The sequence below is a fragment of the Bradyrhizobium sp. CCGUVB4N genome, from assembly GCF_024199945.1.
In the GTDB taxonomy this organism is placed as follows: domain Bacteria; phylum Pseudomonadota; class Alphaproteobacteria; order Rhizobiales; family Xanthobacteraceae; genus Bradyrhizobium.
On the sequence record NZ_JANADP010000001.1, the window covers coordinates 7034291 to 7051290 of the forward strand.

14 protein-coding genes are annotated in these 17000 nt (G+C 65.8%); 1 reads left to right on the forward strand and 13 read right to left on the reverse strand.

Annotated elements, in window-relative coordinates; genetic code table 11:
- Positions 1-199: 199 nt before the first annotated feature.
- The 13 genes from NLM31_RS32605 to rsmH form a co-directional block, all read right to left on the reverse strand.
- On the reverse strand, positions 200-1186 hold the full coding sequence (locus tag NLM31_RS32605; RefSeq protein WP_254194969.1) for a D-alanine--D-alanine ligase: 987 nt from the start codon (positions 1184-1186) through the stop codon (positions 200-202).
- Between the two features lie 22 nt (positions 1187-1208).
- Positions 1209-2129 (reverse strand): UDP-N-acetylmuramate dehydrogenase, encoded by a 921-nt coding sequence (gene murB, locus NLM31_RS32610; protein ID WP_254194970.1) that lies wholly within the window; start codon positions 2127-2129, stop codon positions 1209-1211.
- Positions 2130-2374: 245 nt separating this feature from the next.
- Positions 2375-3778 (reverse strand): UDP-N-acetylmuramate--L-alanine ligase, encoded by a 1404-nt coding sequence (murC, locus tag NLM31_RS32615; RefSeq protein WP_254194971.1) that lies wholly within the window; start codon positions 3776-3778, stop codon positions 2375-2377.
- Positions 3779-3900: 122 nt separating this feature from the next.
- Positions 3901-5001, reverse strand: a complete 1101-nt coding sequence (gene murG / locus NLM31_RS32620; RefSeq protein ID WP_254194972.1) for an undecaprenyldiphospho-muramoylpentapeptide beta-N-acetylglucosaminyltransferase — start codon at positions 4999-5001, stop codon at positions 3901-3903.
- A gap of 130 nt (positions 5002-5131) precedes the next feature.
- Complete coding sequence (gene ftsW, locus NLM31_RS32625; RefSeq protein WP_254133387.1) at positions 5132-6283, reverse strand: putative lipid II flippase FtsW; 1152 nt, start codon at positions 6281-6283, stop codon at positions 5132-5134.
- A 228-nt stretch (positions 6284-6511) separates the two neighbouring features.
- The gene (locus NLM31_RS32630) at positions 6512-6823 is read right to left on the reverse strand and encodes a hypothetical protein (protein ID WP_254194973.1); all 312 of its coding nucleotides are present in this window, start codon (positions 6821-6823) and stop codon (positions 6512-6514) included.
- Between the two features lie 90 nt (positions 6824-6913).
- Positions 6914-8311, reverse strand: coding sequence for a UDP-N-acetylmuramoyl-L-alanine--D-glutamate ligase (gene murD / locus NLM31_RS32635; RefSeq protein ID WP_254194974.1), 1398 nt, complete (start codon positions 8309-8311; stop codon positions 6914-6916).
- A 10-nt stretch (positions 8312-8321) separates the two neighbouring features.
- Positions 8322-9425 (reverse strand): phospho-N-acetylmuramoyl-pentapeptide-transferase, encoded by a 1104-nt coding sequence (mraY, locus tag NLM31_RS32640; RefSeq protein WP_254133391.1) that lies wholly within the window; start codon positions 9423-9425, stop codon positions 8322-8324.
- Positions 9426-9601: 176 nt separating this feature from the next.
- Positions 9602-10981 (reverse strand): UDP-N-acetylmuramoyl-tripeptide--D-alanyl-D-alanine ligase, encoded by a 1380-nt coding sequence (gene murF, locus NLM31_RS32645; protein ID WP_254194975.1) that lies wholly within the window; start codon positions 10979-10981, stop codon positions 9602-9604.
- Complete coding sequence (locus tag NLM31_RS32650) at positions 10978-12435, reverse strand: UDP-N-acetylmuramoyl-L-alanyl-D-glutamate--2,6-diaminopimelate ligase (protein WP_254133393.1); 1458 nt, start codon at positions 12433-12435, stop codon at positions 10978-10980. The genes murF and NLM31_RS32650 overlap by 4 nt, the downstream gene beginning before the upstream one ends.
- Before the next feature lie 80 nt (positions 12436-12515).
- Positions 12516-14264 carry a penicillin-binding protein 2 gene (locus NLM31_RS32655; protein WP_254133394.1) on the reverse strand — a complete coding sequence of 583 codons (1749 nt, stop codon included), beginning with the start codon at positions 14262-14264 and terminating at the stop codon, positions 12516-12518.
- Positions 14261-14653 carry a hypothetical protein gene (locus NLM31_RS32660; protein ID WP_254133395.1) on the reverse strand — a complete coding sequence of 131 codons (393 nt, stop codon included), beginning with the start codon at positions 14651-14653 and terminating at the stop codon, positions 14261-14263. The genes NLM31_RS32655 and NLM31_RS32660 overlap by 4 nt, the downstream gene beginning before the upstream one ends.
- Positions 14654-14657: 4 nt before the next feature.
- Positions 14658-15647, reverse strand: a complete 990-nt coding sequence (gene rsmH / locus NLM31_RS32665) for a 16S rRNA (cytosine(1402)-N(4))-methyltransferase RsmH (RefSeq protein ID WP_254133396.1) — start codon at positions 15645-15647, stop codon at positions 14658-14660.
- A gap of 512 nt (positions 15648-16159) precedes the next feature.
- Between rsmH and NLM31_RS32670 the strand changes: the two genes are divergently transcribed.
- Complete coding sequence (locus NLM31_RS32670) at positions 16160-16942, forward strand: N-acetylmuramoyl-L-alanine amidase (RefSeq protein WP_254133397.1); 783 nt, start codon at positions 16160-16162, stop codon at positions 16940-16942.
- Positions 16943-17000: the final 58 nt, after the last annotated feature.

The following is a 17000-nucleotide window of genomic DNA, read 5'->3' on the forward strand; positions in this document are numbered from 1 at the left end:
CACGCGCCGGCAGCCAAAACGCCATATGCGCCGCCAGCGTTAACCTTCGGACTTCCTGGTAAACAAAAGGTAAAGTTCGTTAACGAAGAATGCTTTTTGCCCAGCTCGGTGAGGCAGTTATGCCACGATCTCCGGCATTTTACCGGCTTTGGGCACCAAAACGGCCGTTTTCGCCCTCTCGGCCGTTAACCAATCCTAATTATTTCCGCACCCGCCGCACCGCCAGCTCGATCAGGTCGCGGAGGAAGTCGGCAAACGCGATGCCCTCGGCTTTCAGCGCCTTGGGGTAGAGCGAGGACTTGGTCAGCCCGGGCAGCGTGTTGGTTTCGAGATAGATCAGCCCCTTCTCCGAGACGATGAAGTCGGAGCGGGAATAGCCGGCGCAGGACATCGCACGATGCGCGAGCATCGCCTGGCTCTTGAGCGCGGCGGTGACCTCGGCGGTGAAGCGGCCCGGGCAGATCTCCTGGGTCGTCGACAGCAGGTACTTTGCGGCGTAGTCGAAATTGCCCTCACCTGGGATGATCTCGATCGGCGGCAGCGAGATGAGCGAGCCGTCGATGCGCTCGAGCACGCCGCAGGTCGCCTCGACGCCGGCGATGTAGGGCTCGATCACATATTCTTCGTGCCTGGCCGCATTGCGGACGGCGACGAGATCCTGCTTGGCATTGACGAAGATCAGGCCGTAGCTCGATCCATCGCGCGCCGGCTTTGCGATCAGCCTTCCATATTCGGCGAAGGCCTCATCGATATTCTCGAGCGCGATGCCCTCGGGCGGCGTCACGCCACCGAGCGCGGCAAAGCGCTTGGCCGCGATCTTGTCGAAGGCGAGATGCGAGGAGGCCGAGCCGGAGCCGGTGAACGGCACGCCGCGCGCTTCACACATCACCTGCAATTCGCCATTCTCGGCGCCGCCGCCATGCAGGCTGAGTACGAGGACGCGGTCTTCCGCCTTGGCCTTGTCGAGCGCCTGCGCCAGCGGAATGCCGCGCGTACCAGGCTTGAACTCGTCCTCGAAGGGCCGGGAATGTTCGAGCAACTGCTTCGACTGGACGGTGTGAACGTTGTCCTCGACGTCCCACCACCAGAGATCGGCCTCGGGGAGCGCCTGGTGCAGCGCCTGGGCTGACGCGACGGAAACCAGACGTTCGCGGTTGGAGCCGCCGAAGAGGATGGTGATGCGCATAGTCTCTCGTCGCCTCTCCAAATTAGCCGGGAGTTCCAATCCGCTTGATTTCCCAGTGCAGCTCGATTCCGGAATTCGCCTTGACGCGTTCGCGGACGGTCTCGCCCAGCGTCTCGATGTCGTGCGCGGTGGCATCGCCGGTGTTGATCAGGAAGTTGCAGTGCATCTCCGACACTTGCGCACCACCGACGCGCAAGCCCCGGCAGCCGGCGGCATCGACCAGCTTCCAGGCGGAATGGCCGGGCGGATTCTTGAAGGTCGACCCGCCGGTCTTCTCGCGGATCGGCTGCGCCGTCTCGCGATGGCTTTGCACGTCGGCCATCCGCGCGCGGATGGCCTCGACATCCCGGATCTCGCCACGAAAGCGGGCCGACGTGAAGATGATGGAGGGATCGACGCCGCTGTTGCGGTAGACGAATTTCATGTCGGCGTTGGCGAAGATGTGCTTCGTGCCGTCGCGGCCGACGCCGCGCGCCTCGATCAGCACGTCCTTGGTCTCGCCGCCATTGGCGCCCGCGTTCATGCGCAGCGCGCCGCCGATCGTACCGGGAATGCCGAAATAGAATTCGAGCCCGCCGATATTGGCGGCGGCCGCGACTTCCGCGACGCGCTTGTCGAGCGCAGCCGCGCCCGCGATGACGACATCACCGTTCGCAGTCGCCTCACCGAAAGCGCGCGGCGCCAGCCGGATCACCACGCCGGCAATGCCGCCGTCGCGTACGATCAGGTTGGAGCCGACGCCGACGACATAGACGGGGATGTCGCTGGCGAGATGCGCAAGGAAGTAAGCGAGATCATCCTCGTCCGCCGGTGTGAACAGCACCTGCGCCGGACCGCCGACGCGAAACCAGGTGAGCTCGGCCAGCGACTGATTGGCAAGCAGCCGCCCGCGCAATTGCGGCATCGCGGCTTTGAGCGAGGGCGTGATGTCGGGGAAGCTCATGCCGCACCGACCATGACGTTGTTGGCCAGCGCTCGGGGCTTACCCCTCTCCCCAGCCCTCCCCCGCAAGGGGGGAGGGAGCCTAACCAGCGTGCTCGCCTCACCTGACATCGCAGCTGCACTCTGATCCTTTGATGGAGTTAGGAAGGCACCGGCGGATGGGTTCCCTCCCCCCTTGCGGGGGAGGGTTAGGGAGAGGGGTGGCCACACGAGCGGTGGTCGACGATGGCTCGACATCCGCTCGCCCTACCCCAACGCCTTCAACTGGTCCGGCAGTGCGTACGCCCATTGCGTGATGTTGCCGGCGCCGAGACACACGACGAGATCGCCTGACTTGGCAATTCCCTTCACAATGCCGGCGAGCTCGGTGGCTGCCGGCAGCGGGATCACCTCGCGGTGGCCGTGGGCGCGCAGGCCCGCGACGAAATGATCGCGATCGATGCCGTCGATCGGGGTCTCGCCCGCGGCATAGACGTCGGCAACGACCACTGCATCGGCATCGTTGAAGCAGGTGCAAAATTCCTCGAACAGCGATTGCAGGCGGGTGTAGCGATGCGGCTGCACCACGGCGATGATCTTGCCGTTGGTGGATTCCCGCGCCGCCTTCAGCACCGCCGCGATCTCGACCGGATGATGGCCGTAATCGTCGATCACGGTGACGCCGTTCCACTCGCCGGTCTTGGTGAAGCGGCGCTTGACGCCGCCGAAGCCGGCGATCGCCTTGCGGATATCTTCATCGGACACGCCAAGCTCGCGCGCGACCGCGATCGCAGCCGTCGCGTTGGAGGCGTTGTGGCGACCCGGCATCGGCAGCATCAGGTCGGCGATCTCGTGCACGGCGCCCGTCTTGCGATCGCGGAACGCGACCTTGAACTTCGATCCGCCCCCCGTTGGCGTCAGGTCGAGCAACCGCGCGTCGGCCTGCGGATTCTCGCCGTAGGTGATGATGCGACGATCCTCGATCTTGCCGACGAGGGTCTGCACGACGGGATGATCGATGCACATCACGGCAAAGCCGTAGAACGGCAGGTTCTCGATGAAATGGCGAAAGGCGTCCTGCACGGCGTCAAACGTCTTGAAATGATCGAGATGTTCAGGATCGACATTGGTGACGATCGCGACATCGGTCGGCAGCTTCAGGAACGTGCCGTCGCTCTCGTCGGCCTCCACCACCATCCAGTCGCCGGCCCCTAGCCGCGCGTTGGAACCATAGGCGTTGATGATGCCGCCGTTGATCACGGTCGGATCGAGCCCGCCGGCGTCGAGCAGGGTTGCAACCATCGTGGTCGTCGTGGTCTTGCCGTGCGTGCCGGCAATCGCGACGCAGCTCTTCAGCCGCATCAATTCGGCCAGCATCTCGGCGCGACGCACCACGGGAATGCGCCGTTCGCGCGCCGCCATCAGTTCCGGATTGTCGCGCTTGATCGCGGTGGAGACGACGACGACCGCGGCCCCGTCGACGTTCTCGGCCTTGTGGCCGACCGAAACCTTCGCGCCCTTCTTGCGCAGGCGGTCGAGATTGTAATTGTCGGAGGCGTCCGAACCCTGCACGACATAGCCGAGATTGACCAGCACCTCGGCGATGCCGCTCATGCCGATCCCGCCGATCCCGACGAAGTGGATGGGTCCGATCTCGCGCGGCAGTCTCATGCTCTCTTCCCTGACCTCGCCGCCTTGCGCAGGCGGCATCTGGCGAAAGTCACGGCCAAATCAGCCGCGCCGTTCTTACTGGATGCCCCGCTTTGGAAGGCCAAGACAAGGGCTTTTTCGCGTCAGATTCCCGCGACTTTGACCACCAGATCGGCCAGCCGCTCGGCGGCATCGAGCCGGCCTGCCCCCTTCGCCGCCGCTGCCATGGCGCCAAGACGCGCCGGCTCGGCGGCAAAACCCGAGATCTCGGCGGCGAGGCGATCAGAGGTGAACTCGGTCTGCGGGATGCGGATGGCGCCATCGACCTTGGCCAGCACGCCGGCATTGGCGAACTGATCCTGGTCGATCGCGCCCGGCAGCGGCACCAGGATCGACGGCCGGCCGATCGCGGCGAGCTCGGCGACGGTGCCCGCGCCGGAGCGCGACACCACCAGATGGTTGGAGGCAAGCCGCGCCGGCAGATCCGCGAAGAACGGCGCGAGCTCGGCATTGATCTTGAGCTTGTCGTAGACCGCACGCACCCGGGTCATGTCCTCGTCGCGGACCTGCTGGGTGAGAATGAGCCGACCCCACAGCGCGGGCTCGAGCCGCTCGATCGCGCCCGGCACGACGTCGGCCATGATGCGCGCGCCCTGGCTGCCGCCGACGACGAGCAGGCGCAGCGGGCCATTCACCTCGGGTGCGGCATATGGCACGGCCGCAGCCGCGAGCACCCCCGGCCGCATCGGCGTGCCCACCGTCGTGGTCTTGGCCGCCAGCGCCGGATCGCGGTCGAGCACGCCCGGCAGCGACGTCGCGATGGCGCGCACACGGCTCGCGAGAAACCGGTTGGCGCGGCCGAGCACCGCGTTGGCTTCGTGGATGATGCTCGGTACGCCCGCGAACTTTGCCGCGACCAGCGGCGGCAATGTCGGATAGCCGCCGAAGCCGATGACGGCAGCTGGCTTCAATCGCTTGATCAGGCGGTAAGCGGACAGCGTGCCGGTGGCGAGCGTGAGGCCGGCATAAGCGAGCTGGATCGGATTGCGGCCGCGCGCGGTCTCGCTCGCGACGACGTCGATCATGTCCTTGGTGAACAGCCCGCTATAGCGCAGCGCGCGCTCATCGGTGACGAGGCGCACGCGAAAGCCGCGCCGGATCAGCTCGACGCCAAGCGCCTCGGCCGGAAACAGATGGCCGCCGGTGCCGCCCGCGGCGAGAAGAATCAAGGGGGAAGTGTCCATGGAGAGGCCTTTTACAAGGTCTTTCTCGTCATTACGAGCGCAGCAAGCGGCATCTCAAACCCTCATCCTGAGGAGCGCAGAGCGCGGCTCCTCCAGCGACAACGGCTTCGCCGTTGCGCGGGGGTGAGGATCACGCGTAACTGCGCATCGCCTCGGCATGGCCGCTGGCCTCGACCTCGGTGCGCGGGCGCAGCCGCGTCAGGGCCAGCATCATGCCGACACCATAAGCGAGCGACACGATCGAGGAGCCGCCGTAGGAGATGAAGGGCAGCGTCATGCCCTTGGCGGGAATGAGCTGGAGGTTGACCGACATGTTGATCGCGGCCTGTACGCCGAACAGGATCGCGAGCCCAGAGGCTGCAAAGCGCGAGAACATGTCTTCGTTGGCATAGGCGCGCGACAGCGTCCGGATCACGACGAAGGCAAACAGCGTCAACATCGCCAGACACAGGATGATGCCGAATTCTTCGGCGGCAACCGCGAACACGAAGTCGGTGTGGCTGTCCGGCAGACTGCGCTTGGCGATGCCTTCGCCCGGTCCGAGGCCGAACCAGCCGCCGTTGTAGAAGGCCTCCATCGCGGTATCGACCTGAAAGGTGTCGCCCGAGGCTGGATTCATGAAGCGCTTGATGCGCCCGGCAACGTGGGGAACAAAAAGATAGGCGCTGAACAGCCCGGCCGCGCCGATGCCAGCGAGGCCAAATACCCAGATCATGCGCATACCCGCGATGAAGAACAGCGAGCCCCACACCATCAGGATCAGCATGGTCTGGCCGAAGTCCGGCTCCATCACCAGCAGGGAGACCAGCATCATCAGCAGCACCAGCGCCATCGAGGTCGCTGGCATCTCCGGCCGCTTGGTCGATTCCGCGAACAGCCAGGCGGCGATGACGACGAACGACGGCTTTGCGATTTCCGAGGCCTGGATGTTGACGCCGAGCAGCGTGATCCAGCGGCGAGAGCCCTTGACCTCAGGGCCGATGGCGAGCGTCACCACGATCAGGATGATGCTGATCGTGAAGATGATCAGCGCGCTTCGCCGGATCGAGCGCGGCGACAGGAAGGACACGCCGACCAGCACCATGAAGGACGGCGCCAGGAACATCACGTGACGGCTGAAGAAGTGGAAGGGATCGAGCCCGATGCGGGTCGCCACCGGCGGGCTCGCCGCCAGCGACAGGATGACGCCGGTCAGCATCAGCACCAGGATCGCACCGAGCAGCGGCTTGTCGACGGTCCACCACCACTCGGTAAAGGGGGTGCGTTCTTCACGGGAGAGCATGGGCGGCCGCTTTCGGACAGAGGTCCGTCCATTGGTCGCCGAGGTTGGTTACCGGGGGGTTAAGGAATCGTTCAAGTTTTGAAGAGTCTCGTGCCCCGGACGCAGCGCAGCGTCTCTTCGACGGTGCGCTGCAGAGCCGGGGCCCACGTCTCCCAGCAATCGCGTGGCGTGGGTCCCGGCTCTGCGGAGCAGCGTTACACGCTGCACCGCGTCCGGGACACGAGAGCCCTATTCGTAGTTGATCGCGACATCCCCCGCGCGCGGATCGCGCTTGAAGACCTCGCCTGGCTCGGGAATGAAGCCGATCCTGACCGCTCGCTCGCTGCTCCAGACGACGACGACGTCAAGATGCCCACGCACGCTGACAAAGGTCGGCGTATCCTCCGGCGAGAACGTCCGACCGCGCGCCACGATGCTGGCCTGGGTGCTGTCAGGCACCTTCGCGCCACACGACTTCCAGACCACGACGACCAGCTTGCTGCCAGTTGGCGAGGCGAACAACTTCTGGCGAACGACACGACACGCGCCGAATTCGTGCATGACGCTGTCAAAGAAGACAACGCAAAGGAAACCGACGGGAATAGCAAGAGCAGCGACGACGAGTCCGATCCTGCGTCGCCGCGACATGCCTCAGACCACCGGCTTCACACCCGGCAGCGCCTGCACCAGCTCGCGGAACTTCGTGCCGCGGATTTCGAAGTTGCGGTACTGGTCGAAGGAGGCGCAGGCCGGCGACAGCAGCACGACCGCGTCGGTGAGACCCGATGCTTCCGCATCGCGCGCGGCATGCGCGACCGCGACGTCGAGCGTCTGGCTGATCTCGTGCGCGACCGGGCCGAGCGTGCCGGAAAACTCCTGGGCGGCCTCGCCGATCAGATAGGCCTTGCGGATGCGCGGGAAGAAGGAGGTCAAGCTGGTGATGCCGCCGGCCTTCGGCTTGCCGCCGGCGATCCAGAAGATCTCCGAAAAGGACGACAGCGCATGCGCGGTGGCATCGGCATTGGTGCCCTTGGAGTCGTTGACGAACAGCACGTTGCCGCGACGGCCGACCTGCTCCATGCGATGCGCCAGGCCCGGAAAGCTGCGCAGGCCGTTTTGCAGCACGTCGAGACCGATGCCCATCGCGAGCGCGGCTGCGGCCGCGCACGCCGCGTTCTGCGCGTTGTGCAGCCCGCGCAGCGAGCCGATGCCACCGAGCTTGGCGATCTCGCTGCGGGCGCCGCCCGCGGTGCGCACGATGGTGCCGTGCTCGACATGAATGCCGCTCGCCAGCGGATTCCTGACGGAGATCCGCACCACATTCTTGCCGGCGCGGTCGAGCCGGTCGGCGATGTCGCGGCAATAGCCGTCGTCGACGCCGACGATCGAGGTGCCGCCTGCCTGCACGCCCGCAACGAGACGCTCCTTCACCGCGGCGTAATGTTCGATGGTGCCGTGACGATCGATGTGATCCTCGCTGACATTGAGCAGAATGCCGACGGAGGGATCGAGCGAGGGCGTGAGGTCGATCTGGTAGGACGACATCTCGATGACGTGGACGCGGCCCGTGCGCGGCGGCTCCAGCGACAGGATCGCGGTGCCGATATTGCCGCCCATCTGGGTGTCGTAGCCGGCCACCTTCGTGAGATGCGCGATCAGCGCCGTCGTGGTCGACTTGCCGTTGGTGCCGGTGATCGCAATGAACGGCGCGTTCGGCGCGTGGCGCCGGCGCTCACGGCAGAACAGCTCGATGTCGCCGATCACCTCGACACCGGCCTCGCGCGCCTTCAGCACGCTCCAGTGCGGCACCGGATGGGTCAGCGGCACGCCGGGCGCCAGCACGAGCGCCGCGAAATTGTCCCAGGCGACGTTGCGCAGATCGGCGGTGATGAAGCCGGCCTGCGCCGCCTTGGCGACGTTCTCGGCATTGTCGTCGGCGGCGATCACTTCGGCGCCGCCGGCCTTCAGCGCGTGGCAGGAAGCGAGCCCCGAGCCGCCGAGGCCGAACACCGCGACCGTCTTGCCGGCAAAGGATGTAACCGGGATCATCGCGATACCGTCAGCGCAGCTTCAGCGTGGAGAGGCCGGCGAGCGCCAGCATCACCGAGATGATCCAGAAGCGGATCACGATCTGCGGCTCGGTCCAGCCGAGCTGCTCGAAATGGTGGTGGATCGGCGCCATCCGGAAGATGCGCTTGCCCGTGAGCTTGAACGATACCACCTGCACGATGACGGAGACCGCCTCCAGCACGAACAGTCCGCCGATCACCGCGAGCACGATCTCGTGCTTCACCGCGACCGCAATCGAACCGAGCATGCCGCCGAGCGCGAGCGAGCCGGTGTCGCCCATGAAGATCGAGGCCGGCGGCGCGTTGAACCAGAGAAAACCGAGGCCGGCGCCCAGCAGCGCGCCGCAGAGCACCGCCAGCTCGCCGGTGCCCGCGACATATTTGATCTGGAGGTAGTCGGCGAACACCGCGTTGCCGGCGAGATAGGCGATCATCGCAAAGCTCGCGGTCGCGATCATCACGGGAACGATGGCAAGGCCGTCGAGACCGTCGGTGAGGTTCACCGCGTTGCCCGCGCCGACGATGACGAAGGCACCGAACACGACGAAGAACCAGCCGAAATGCAGCACGGTGTCCTTCAGGAAGGGGATCGTCAGCGCGGTCGAGGCGGGATCGCGGTTCAGCCGCACCAGCGCATAGCAGGCGACCAGCGCGATGACCGCCTCGATCAGCAGGCGCAGCTTGCCGCCGAACCCGCTCGTGGTCTGCTTGGTCACCTTGAGGTAATCGTCATAGAAGCCGACGAAGCCGAAGCCGAGCGTCACCGCGAGCACGATCCAGACATAGGGATTGAGCGGATTGCACCATAGCACGGTGCCGACCGTGAGGCCGGACAGAATCATCAGCCCGCCCATGGTGGGCGTGCCCTTCTTGGCCAGATGCGATTGCGGGCCGTCGGTCCGGATCGGCTGTCCCTTGCCCTGGCGGATGCGCAGATGATCGATGATCCAGGGTCCGAACAGGAACACGAACAGCGCGCCGGTGACGATGGCGCCGCCGGTGCGGAAGGTGATGTAGCGAAAGACGTTCAGAACGGTGCGCACCGCACCGAAGCCTGGAAATGTGTTGGAGAGCTCGATCAGCCAGTAAAACATTCAGACGGTCCTATGGCGCCTTTCGCACGCAGGCTTCTTCAGACGCAGATTTCGACTCACGCGCATTCGCTGGTTTTCATCATGGGTCGGGCGACCTCAAAGAAACCGGACGGCAAGAAACGTGCAGCCTTGGCACCGCAAAGAGTGGGATTCGGGAACAGCGCCTTCCAAGCAGTTTACGCCTTTGCCTGCAAGGCGGCCACTAGCCCCGGCACAAACTTGTTGACCCAGAACATCTTCTTGCTGCCCTTGACAACCACGACATCGCCTGCCTTCAGCAGGCCCGCGACCTCGCTGGCTTTCAGCGTCGCGGGATCGTCGTGCCAGCCGAGCCCTTTGCCGGCGGGAAGCGCGTCATAGAGGTGCCGCATCAAGGGCCCGACGCAATAGATACCGTCGATGCCGTCGAGATGCGTGGCCAGCGCGATGTGGTAGCTTGGTGCGTCGTCGCCCAGTTCCAGCATGTCGCCGAGCACCGCAATGCGGCGGCCGCCCGTCATGTTGCGCGCCTGCAGACTTTGCAGCGCAGCAGCGACGCTCGCCGGGTTGCCGTTGAAGCTGTCGTCAATCACGGTGACGCCGCCGACCGCCTGTTCGACGCCGCGGCCGGTCATGATGCCGACGCGGTCGAGCTTGATCGCGAGCGTCGCGGCATCGAGATGCGCGGCGTGAGCCGAGGCGAGCGCAGCGAGCGCATTCTGCACGCGGTGCGGCGCCCCCGGCGTGAGGCTGAAGGCGATCTCCTTCTTGCCGATCGCGGCCACGACCTGCCAGCTCTCGCCGTGCGGCGCGTGTGCGACTTCGTGCACCTCGGCCTTCTCGCCAAAGCGCACCACCTTGCCCTTCCAGTCCGGCGCCTTGATGCCGGCCGGCAGCACCAGCACGCCGTCCTCCGGCAGGCCGAGCGCGATCGACACCTTCTCGCGGCGGATCGCATCGAGCGAGCCGAGCTTTTCCAGATGCACCGGCTGGACATTGACGACGAGCGCGACGGTCGGCCGCGTCAATTCGCTGAGCCTTGCGATCTCACCTCGCTGGTTCATCCCCATCTCGACGACCCAGAGGCTGGCATCGGGCCGGGCATTGCACAGCGTCAGCGGCACGCCCCAGAAATTGTTGAAGCTCGACGGGCTCGCATAGGCATTGGGATAGGCCGCCAGAAACTCCTTGGTGCTGGTCTTGCCGGCGCTGCCGGTGAGCCCGATCACCGGACCGTTGAAGCGCGCGCGTGCGGCGCGCGCGAGGCCCCAGAGGCCGTCGATCAGCGTGTCCTTCACGACGATCTGCGGAATGCGAACGCCCGCGATCTCGTGCGGCACGATCATCGCCACCGCGCCCGACGCTTCCGCCTTGTCCGCGAACTCCCAGCCGTCGCGCGCGCTGGCGAAGGCCGAGATGAAGCCGCCGCTCGGCGTGCCGCTCAACGCCACGAACAGGCTGCCCGGCTTCACCAGGCGGCTGTCCTGGGTAACGAAGTCGATGGGCGTGTCCGGGAATGATCCGCTCGCGCCAAGCGCACGCGCCACCTCGGCAACCGTCCATAGTGGCGCGCTCATGCGACCCTCGATGCTAATGCGGCGGCGACCGCCTCGTGATCACTGAACGGCAGGACCTCGCCACCCACGATCTGCCCAGTCTCGTGGCCCTTGCCGGCGACGAGCAGCGCATCGCCATCTTCCAGGTCCTCGATCGCGGCGCGGATCGCAGCTGCGCGGTCGCCGATTTCGCGCGCGCCCTTTGCGGTGGCGAGGATCGCGGCGCGAATAGCTTCCGGCTTCTCGCTGCGCGGATTGTCGTCGGTGATGATGACGCGATCGGCATTCTCCGCCGCGATCTGGCCCATGATCGGCCGCTTGCCGGCATCGCGATCGCCGCCGGCGCCGAACACGACGATCAGCCTGCGCCTGGCGTAGGGCCGCAGCGCCTGCAACGCTTTCGCCAGTGCATCGGGCTTGTGCGCGTAGTCGACGAAGATCGGCGCGCCGTTCCGCTCGCCGACGCGTTCGAGCCGGCCCTTGGCGCCTTCGAGATGTTCGAGGCTCGCAAACACACCGGCCGCATCGCTGCCGGTGCCGATGGCAAGGCCGGCCGAGACCAGCGCATTCTCGATCTGGAATTCGCCGGCCAGCGGCAGCCGGACCACATGGCGCTTGCCGCGATGTTCAAGTGCAAGCTTTTGCGAGAAGCCCTCGACCTCGACATCGGTGAGACGAATGCCCTCGCCGGCCCCGTCGCCGTGACGCCCCACCGCCATCACGCGCAAGCCGCGCCCCGTCGCCGCGTCGATCGCTTCCGCGGAGCAATCGTGATCGGCCGAGATCACTGCAGCGCCGCCCGGCGGCACGAGCTCGCGGAACAGCCGGAGCTTTGCTGCGAGATAGTGCGCGACGGTCGGATGGTAATCCATGTGGTCACGCGAGAGATTGGTGAAGCCGCCGGCGCAGACGCGCACGCCGTCGAGCCGATACTGGTCGAGCCCGTGGGACGATGCTTCGAAGGCGAGATGCGTCACGCCCTCGCGCGCGATCTCATCGAGCTGCCGATGCAGCGCGATCGGATCCGGCGTCGTCAGCGAGCCATAAACAGTGCGTTTCGGCGAGACGAGACCGATGGTGCCGATGCTGGCCGAGGCATGCCCCAGCCGCTCCCAGATCTGGCGCGTGAATGCGGCCACCGAGGTCTTGCCACTGGTTCCGGTCACCGCCGCAATCGTCGCGGGCTGGGCCGGGAAAAATCTCGCTGCAGCCAGCGCCAGTGCGCGGCGCGGATTGGCGACGGAGACGAACGGCACCTTGCAGCCATCGGGCGCATGATCGCCGACCACGGCGACCGCGCCGGCCGCAATCGCAGCATCGACGAACCGCGCGCCGTCGGTCTTGCTGCCGGCGAGCGCGAAGAAGAGATCGCCCGGCTTGACCACGCGGCTGTCGAACGCAACGCCGCCCACATCGAGCGCGGCGGTAGCGGGCTCGATTGCGGCATCATTGCCTAAGAGGTCACGCAGCTTCATGGTCTTCCGGTCACCGTGCCGAAAAGCCGAATCTTGAGGAAAATCCCCGACTCAGCAGCGGCTACGGCCTACCCGATTGATTACTGGGTTGTCCTGGATGCTGCAAGAATAAGGCGGTCCGCAGGCGGCAGGTCGTAGCGGGGCTCGATGCCGAGCAGCGGCCCGATACGGCTAATGACGTTGCCGGCGGTCGGAACGGCGTTCCAGCCCGACGTGATGAAGCCGTAGGTTTCCTTCAGAGGCTGTGGCTCGTCGAGCATGATCAGGAGCTGGTATTTCGGCTTGTCCGCCGGCAGGATCGCAGTGAACGCGGTCAGCACCTTCTTCTTGGCATAGCGGCCATTGACCACCTTTTCCGCGGTGCCAGTCTTGCCGCCGATGTAGTAGCCGGGAACATTCGCTCGCTTGGCGGTGCCGATCTCTGCGTTCAGCCGCATCAGGAAGCGCATCTTGTCCGAGGTCTCGGGCTTGATCACACGCTTTGCGACCGCCCGCGCCTCCTCTTCGGTGCGCTTGAGGAAGGTCGGCGGAATCAAAAGGCCGCCGTTGGCGAGGGCGCTGACGCCCATCACGGCCTGCAACGGCGCGACCGCCATGCCATGGCCGAACGAGATGGTGATGGTGTTCAAATCGCTCCAGCGCCGCGGCAGGATCGGTGAGGCGCTCTCCGGCAGCTCGGTGCGCAGCCGCTCCATCTGCCCCATCTTGCGCAGGAACGCCTTGTGCGCTTCCACGCCCTGCGACAGCGCGATGCGCGCCGCGCCGACGTTAGAGGAGAAGGTGAAGACCTCCTTCATGGTCAGGAAGCGGCCCTTCGGCTCGTCGTCATGGATCGCGAACTTGCCGTAGTGCAGCGGCCCGCGCGCGTCCCACAGCGAGTCGAGACCATACTTGCCGGTGTCGAGCGCCATCGCGAGCGTGAACGCCTTGAAGGTCGAGCCCATCTCGTAGACGCCGGTCGTCAAGCGATTGATGCGGTCCGGGTCGTGGGCTTCCTTCGGATTGTTCGGGTCGAAATCCGGCACCGAGACCATCGCGATGATTTCGCCGGTGTTGACGTTGGTGACAAGCCCGGAGGCGGCCTTGGTGTGGAACTTCTCCTTGGCCTTCAACAGCTCGTCGCGCAGCGCGTGCTCGACGCGCAGATCGACCGACAGCTCGATCGGCTTCTGCAGGCGGTCGGTGGCAAAACCTGCACGGTGGAGATCGGCGAGCCCCTGATTGTCGAGCCACTTCTCCATGCCGGCGATGCCCTGGTTGTCGATGTTGACCAGACCGATGAGGTGGGCGACCTCGTTGCCGGTCGGATAGACACGCTTGTTCTCGCGCAGGAAGCCGATGCCGGGAAGGCCGAGCTTGTGGATGTCCTGCTGCTGCTTTGCCGTGATCTCGCGCTTCAGCCAGACGAAGCCCTTGCGCGTCTTCAGGCGCTCCCGCACCTCGGCTTCGTCGAGGTCGGGCACGGTGGCGGTCAACAGCTCGATCGCCTCGTCCTTGTCGATGATGCGGCGCGGCTCGCCGAACATGCTTGCCGCCTTGACGTCGGTCGCGAGGATCGCGCCGTTGCGGTCGACGATATCGGGCCGCGCAGTCGCGACCACTTCCTGCGAGGCGGCCCGCCGCGCGCTATGAGCGTCGGCGCCGATCGCGAACATCACGAGCCGGCTGCCGATCAGGGCATAGACCAGGGAAAAGGCGACCATTGCGAGCCCCACGCGCGCCCGCGCCTTCGCGGCGCGATCGACATTGCGCCCGTAGAGCAGGCTGCGGATCAGCCGCTGCCGCCACGGTTCAGTCGGCTTGGGTTTGGCCGGAGTCGCAGCGCTCATTGCTTGTCCTCGGGCTGAGGCACGGAGCCCGTCACGGTATCAGGGTCGCTCGCGGCTTCGATGGTGTTGAGCATGGCGCCGATCGGATCGGGCTCGCCCGGCCGGAACATCCGCGGCGGACGCTCCGGCAGGTTCTTCAGCGAGTCATATTGTGTACCGTTGACCGGCTTCAGCGGCAGATGGCGCTCGACGAGGCCCTGCAGACGCAAGGGCGCATCGAGCTTGGCCCATTCGGAGCGCAGCTGCGCGATCGCGTCGCGCTGCTCGCGAATCTCCGCGTGCAGCCGCAGCACCTTCTCGGTGCGGGCCGTGGAGTCCATCTTGATCCGGTAGACATAGGCGGCCGCGAAAATCAGCGCGCCGATGACGAGCAGGTGGATGAAGCGCATGTGCTTAGCCCCCCCTCATCACGTCGGAGAGCTTCGGCCAGGACGACGGCTCTGAATCGTCGTGTGCCGGCGCCGAGGTGCGCTCGGCGGCACGCAGCTTTGCGGAACGGGCGCGCGGATTGTGCGCAACCTCCGCCTCGCCGGCGATCACCGGGCGCCGCGTCAAGAGCTGGAAGCTCGGCGCGCCTTGCGCCACTTCCGGCAGATGCCGCGAGCCGCCGCCGGTCTTGGCGCGCAGGCTAAGAAAATTCTTGACGATGCGGTCTTCCAGCGAGTGGAACGAGACCACCACCAGGCGTCCGCCGGGCTTAAGCACGCGCTCCGCCGCCGCGAGCGCGGTCTGAAGCTCCTCGAGCTCCTCATTGACGAAGATGCGCAGCGCCTGGAACGTCCGCGTTGCTGGATGAATGTCGCCGGGCTTCGAGCGCACCACCCGGCCGACGAGATCGGCGAGCGCGCGCGTGGTGGTGAACGGCGTCTCCTGCCGGTCAGCCACGATGGCGCGGGCAACGCGGCGCGAATGCCGCTCCTCGCCGAAGAGATAGATGATGTCGGCGAGATCGCTTTCCGAGGCGCGCGCGACGATTTCGGCAGCCGTCGGGCCGACCTGCCCCATGCGCATGTCGAGCGGACCGTCGAGGCGGAACGAGAAGCCGCGACCGGCCTGGTCGAGCTGCATCGAGGACACGCCGACATCCATCACGACGCCGTCGACCGCGTCGACGTCTTGCGCCGCGCAGACCTCGGCAAGATTCGAGAATCGGTCTTCGACCAGCGTCAGCCGGCCCGCGGCATGCGCGACCAGCTCGGCGCCGCCGGCGATCGCGGTGCGGTCGCGATCGATCGCAATGACGCGGGTTCCCGGCACATCGAGAATGGCGCGGCTATATCCGCCGGCGCCGAAGGTGGCATCGATATAGATGCGGCCCTCGCGCGGCGCGAGATGCTCGATCGCCTCGCGGCCAAGCACGGGAATGTGCGGCGCGTCACTCATGCGTCGCACCTGCCGTGCACGCAGGTAAAATATGGGGCGAAGCAGCCCATCACGCCTCGAATAATTCCGCGTCGCGGCGGTTCCACGACAAAGCCCCAGTCCAACATGCGTGCCGAGCCCGGTCGTCCCGGGCGGCAAGCCCGGTGATCCCAGTGGAATATGTCGGGCAGCCATGGGATTTCGAGCCAAAATCGCTTCTGGCCGCCTCCGGACGCGGGTCGGCTCTTCACCCCTCAGTAACGGCCCTTAGCGTTAAGAAAGCGTTGATCGGCTCATTACAAGTCGAAAAGGCGACCCATCGGTGATGCGTCATCCACACACATGCGCCAAAATGCACCCGTTAACCGCATCGCGTGATTGCGCGGACCGGACAGTAAAGAAATAGTAAAGAGAAGGGCTTGGCCCATTATCCTGTCCGACCCGAGTTGGTTATGTCGTCCGGTCCGTCCACGCCATCTGGAACTGATTCGAAGCGTCAGCGCGTTCTCCCGGTTCCCAAGGCCGCGGCGAACATGCGGACGTTCGAGCCGGATTCGTCGACCGTCTCCGACATCATCCCCTCGCCCAATCACGGCGAGCGCAACAAGGGACGGCAGCCCGACATGATCCTGCTGCACTACACCGGCATGCCCGACGTCGAGGGCGCGCTGGCGCGACTGTGCACGGCGGGCACCGAGGTGTCGGCGCACTATGTCGTGCTCGAAGACGGCCGCATCGTGCAGTGCGTCCCCGAAGCGCGGCGCGCCTGGCACGCCGGCGTCTCGTCCTGGGCCGGTGAGGACGATATCAATTCCTGCTCGATCGGGATCGAGATCATCAATCGCGGCCACGATTGGGGCTATCCGGAATATCCGCTGCGCCAGATCGCCGCCGTGATCGCGCTGTGCCGTGGCATCATGCTTCGCCGCAAGGTGACTCCGCAACGCGTGCTCGGTCATTCCGACGTTGCGCCCGCGCGCAAGAAGGATCCCGGCGAAAAATTTCCCTGGCATTCGCTGGCCAATTCCGGCGTCGGTCATTGGGTGACGCCGGCGCCGATCGTGCGCGGTGAAACGCTGATGCTCGGCACCATCAGCGACGAGGTGCTGAGCCTGCAGCAGGCGCTGGCGCGCTATGGCTATGGCGTGCCGCTGACCGGCAAATACGACGCAGCGACGATGGAAGTCATCACGGCATTCCAGCGCCACTTCCGCCCGGCGCGACTGGATGGTGTTGCCGATCACTCGACGCTGTCGACCTTGCAGGCGCTGCTGGCGAGCTTGCCTGCGGACGGGACTGCCGTCGCGTCGAAGTGACGCCTCGATAAAAAATGGTCCGCTGTTCGCTCGAATGTGATCACGCAATCGTCGCTGC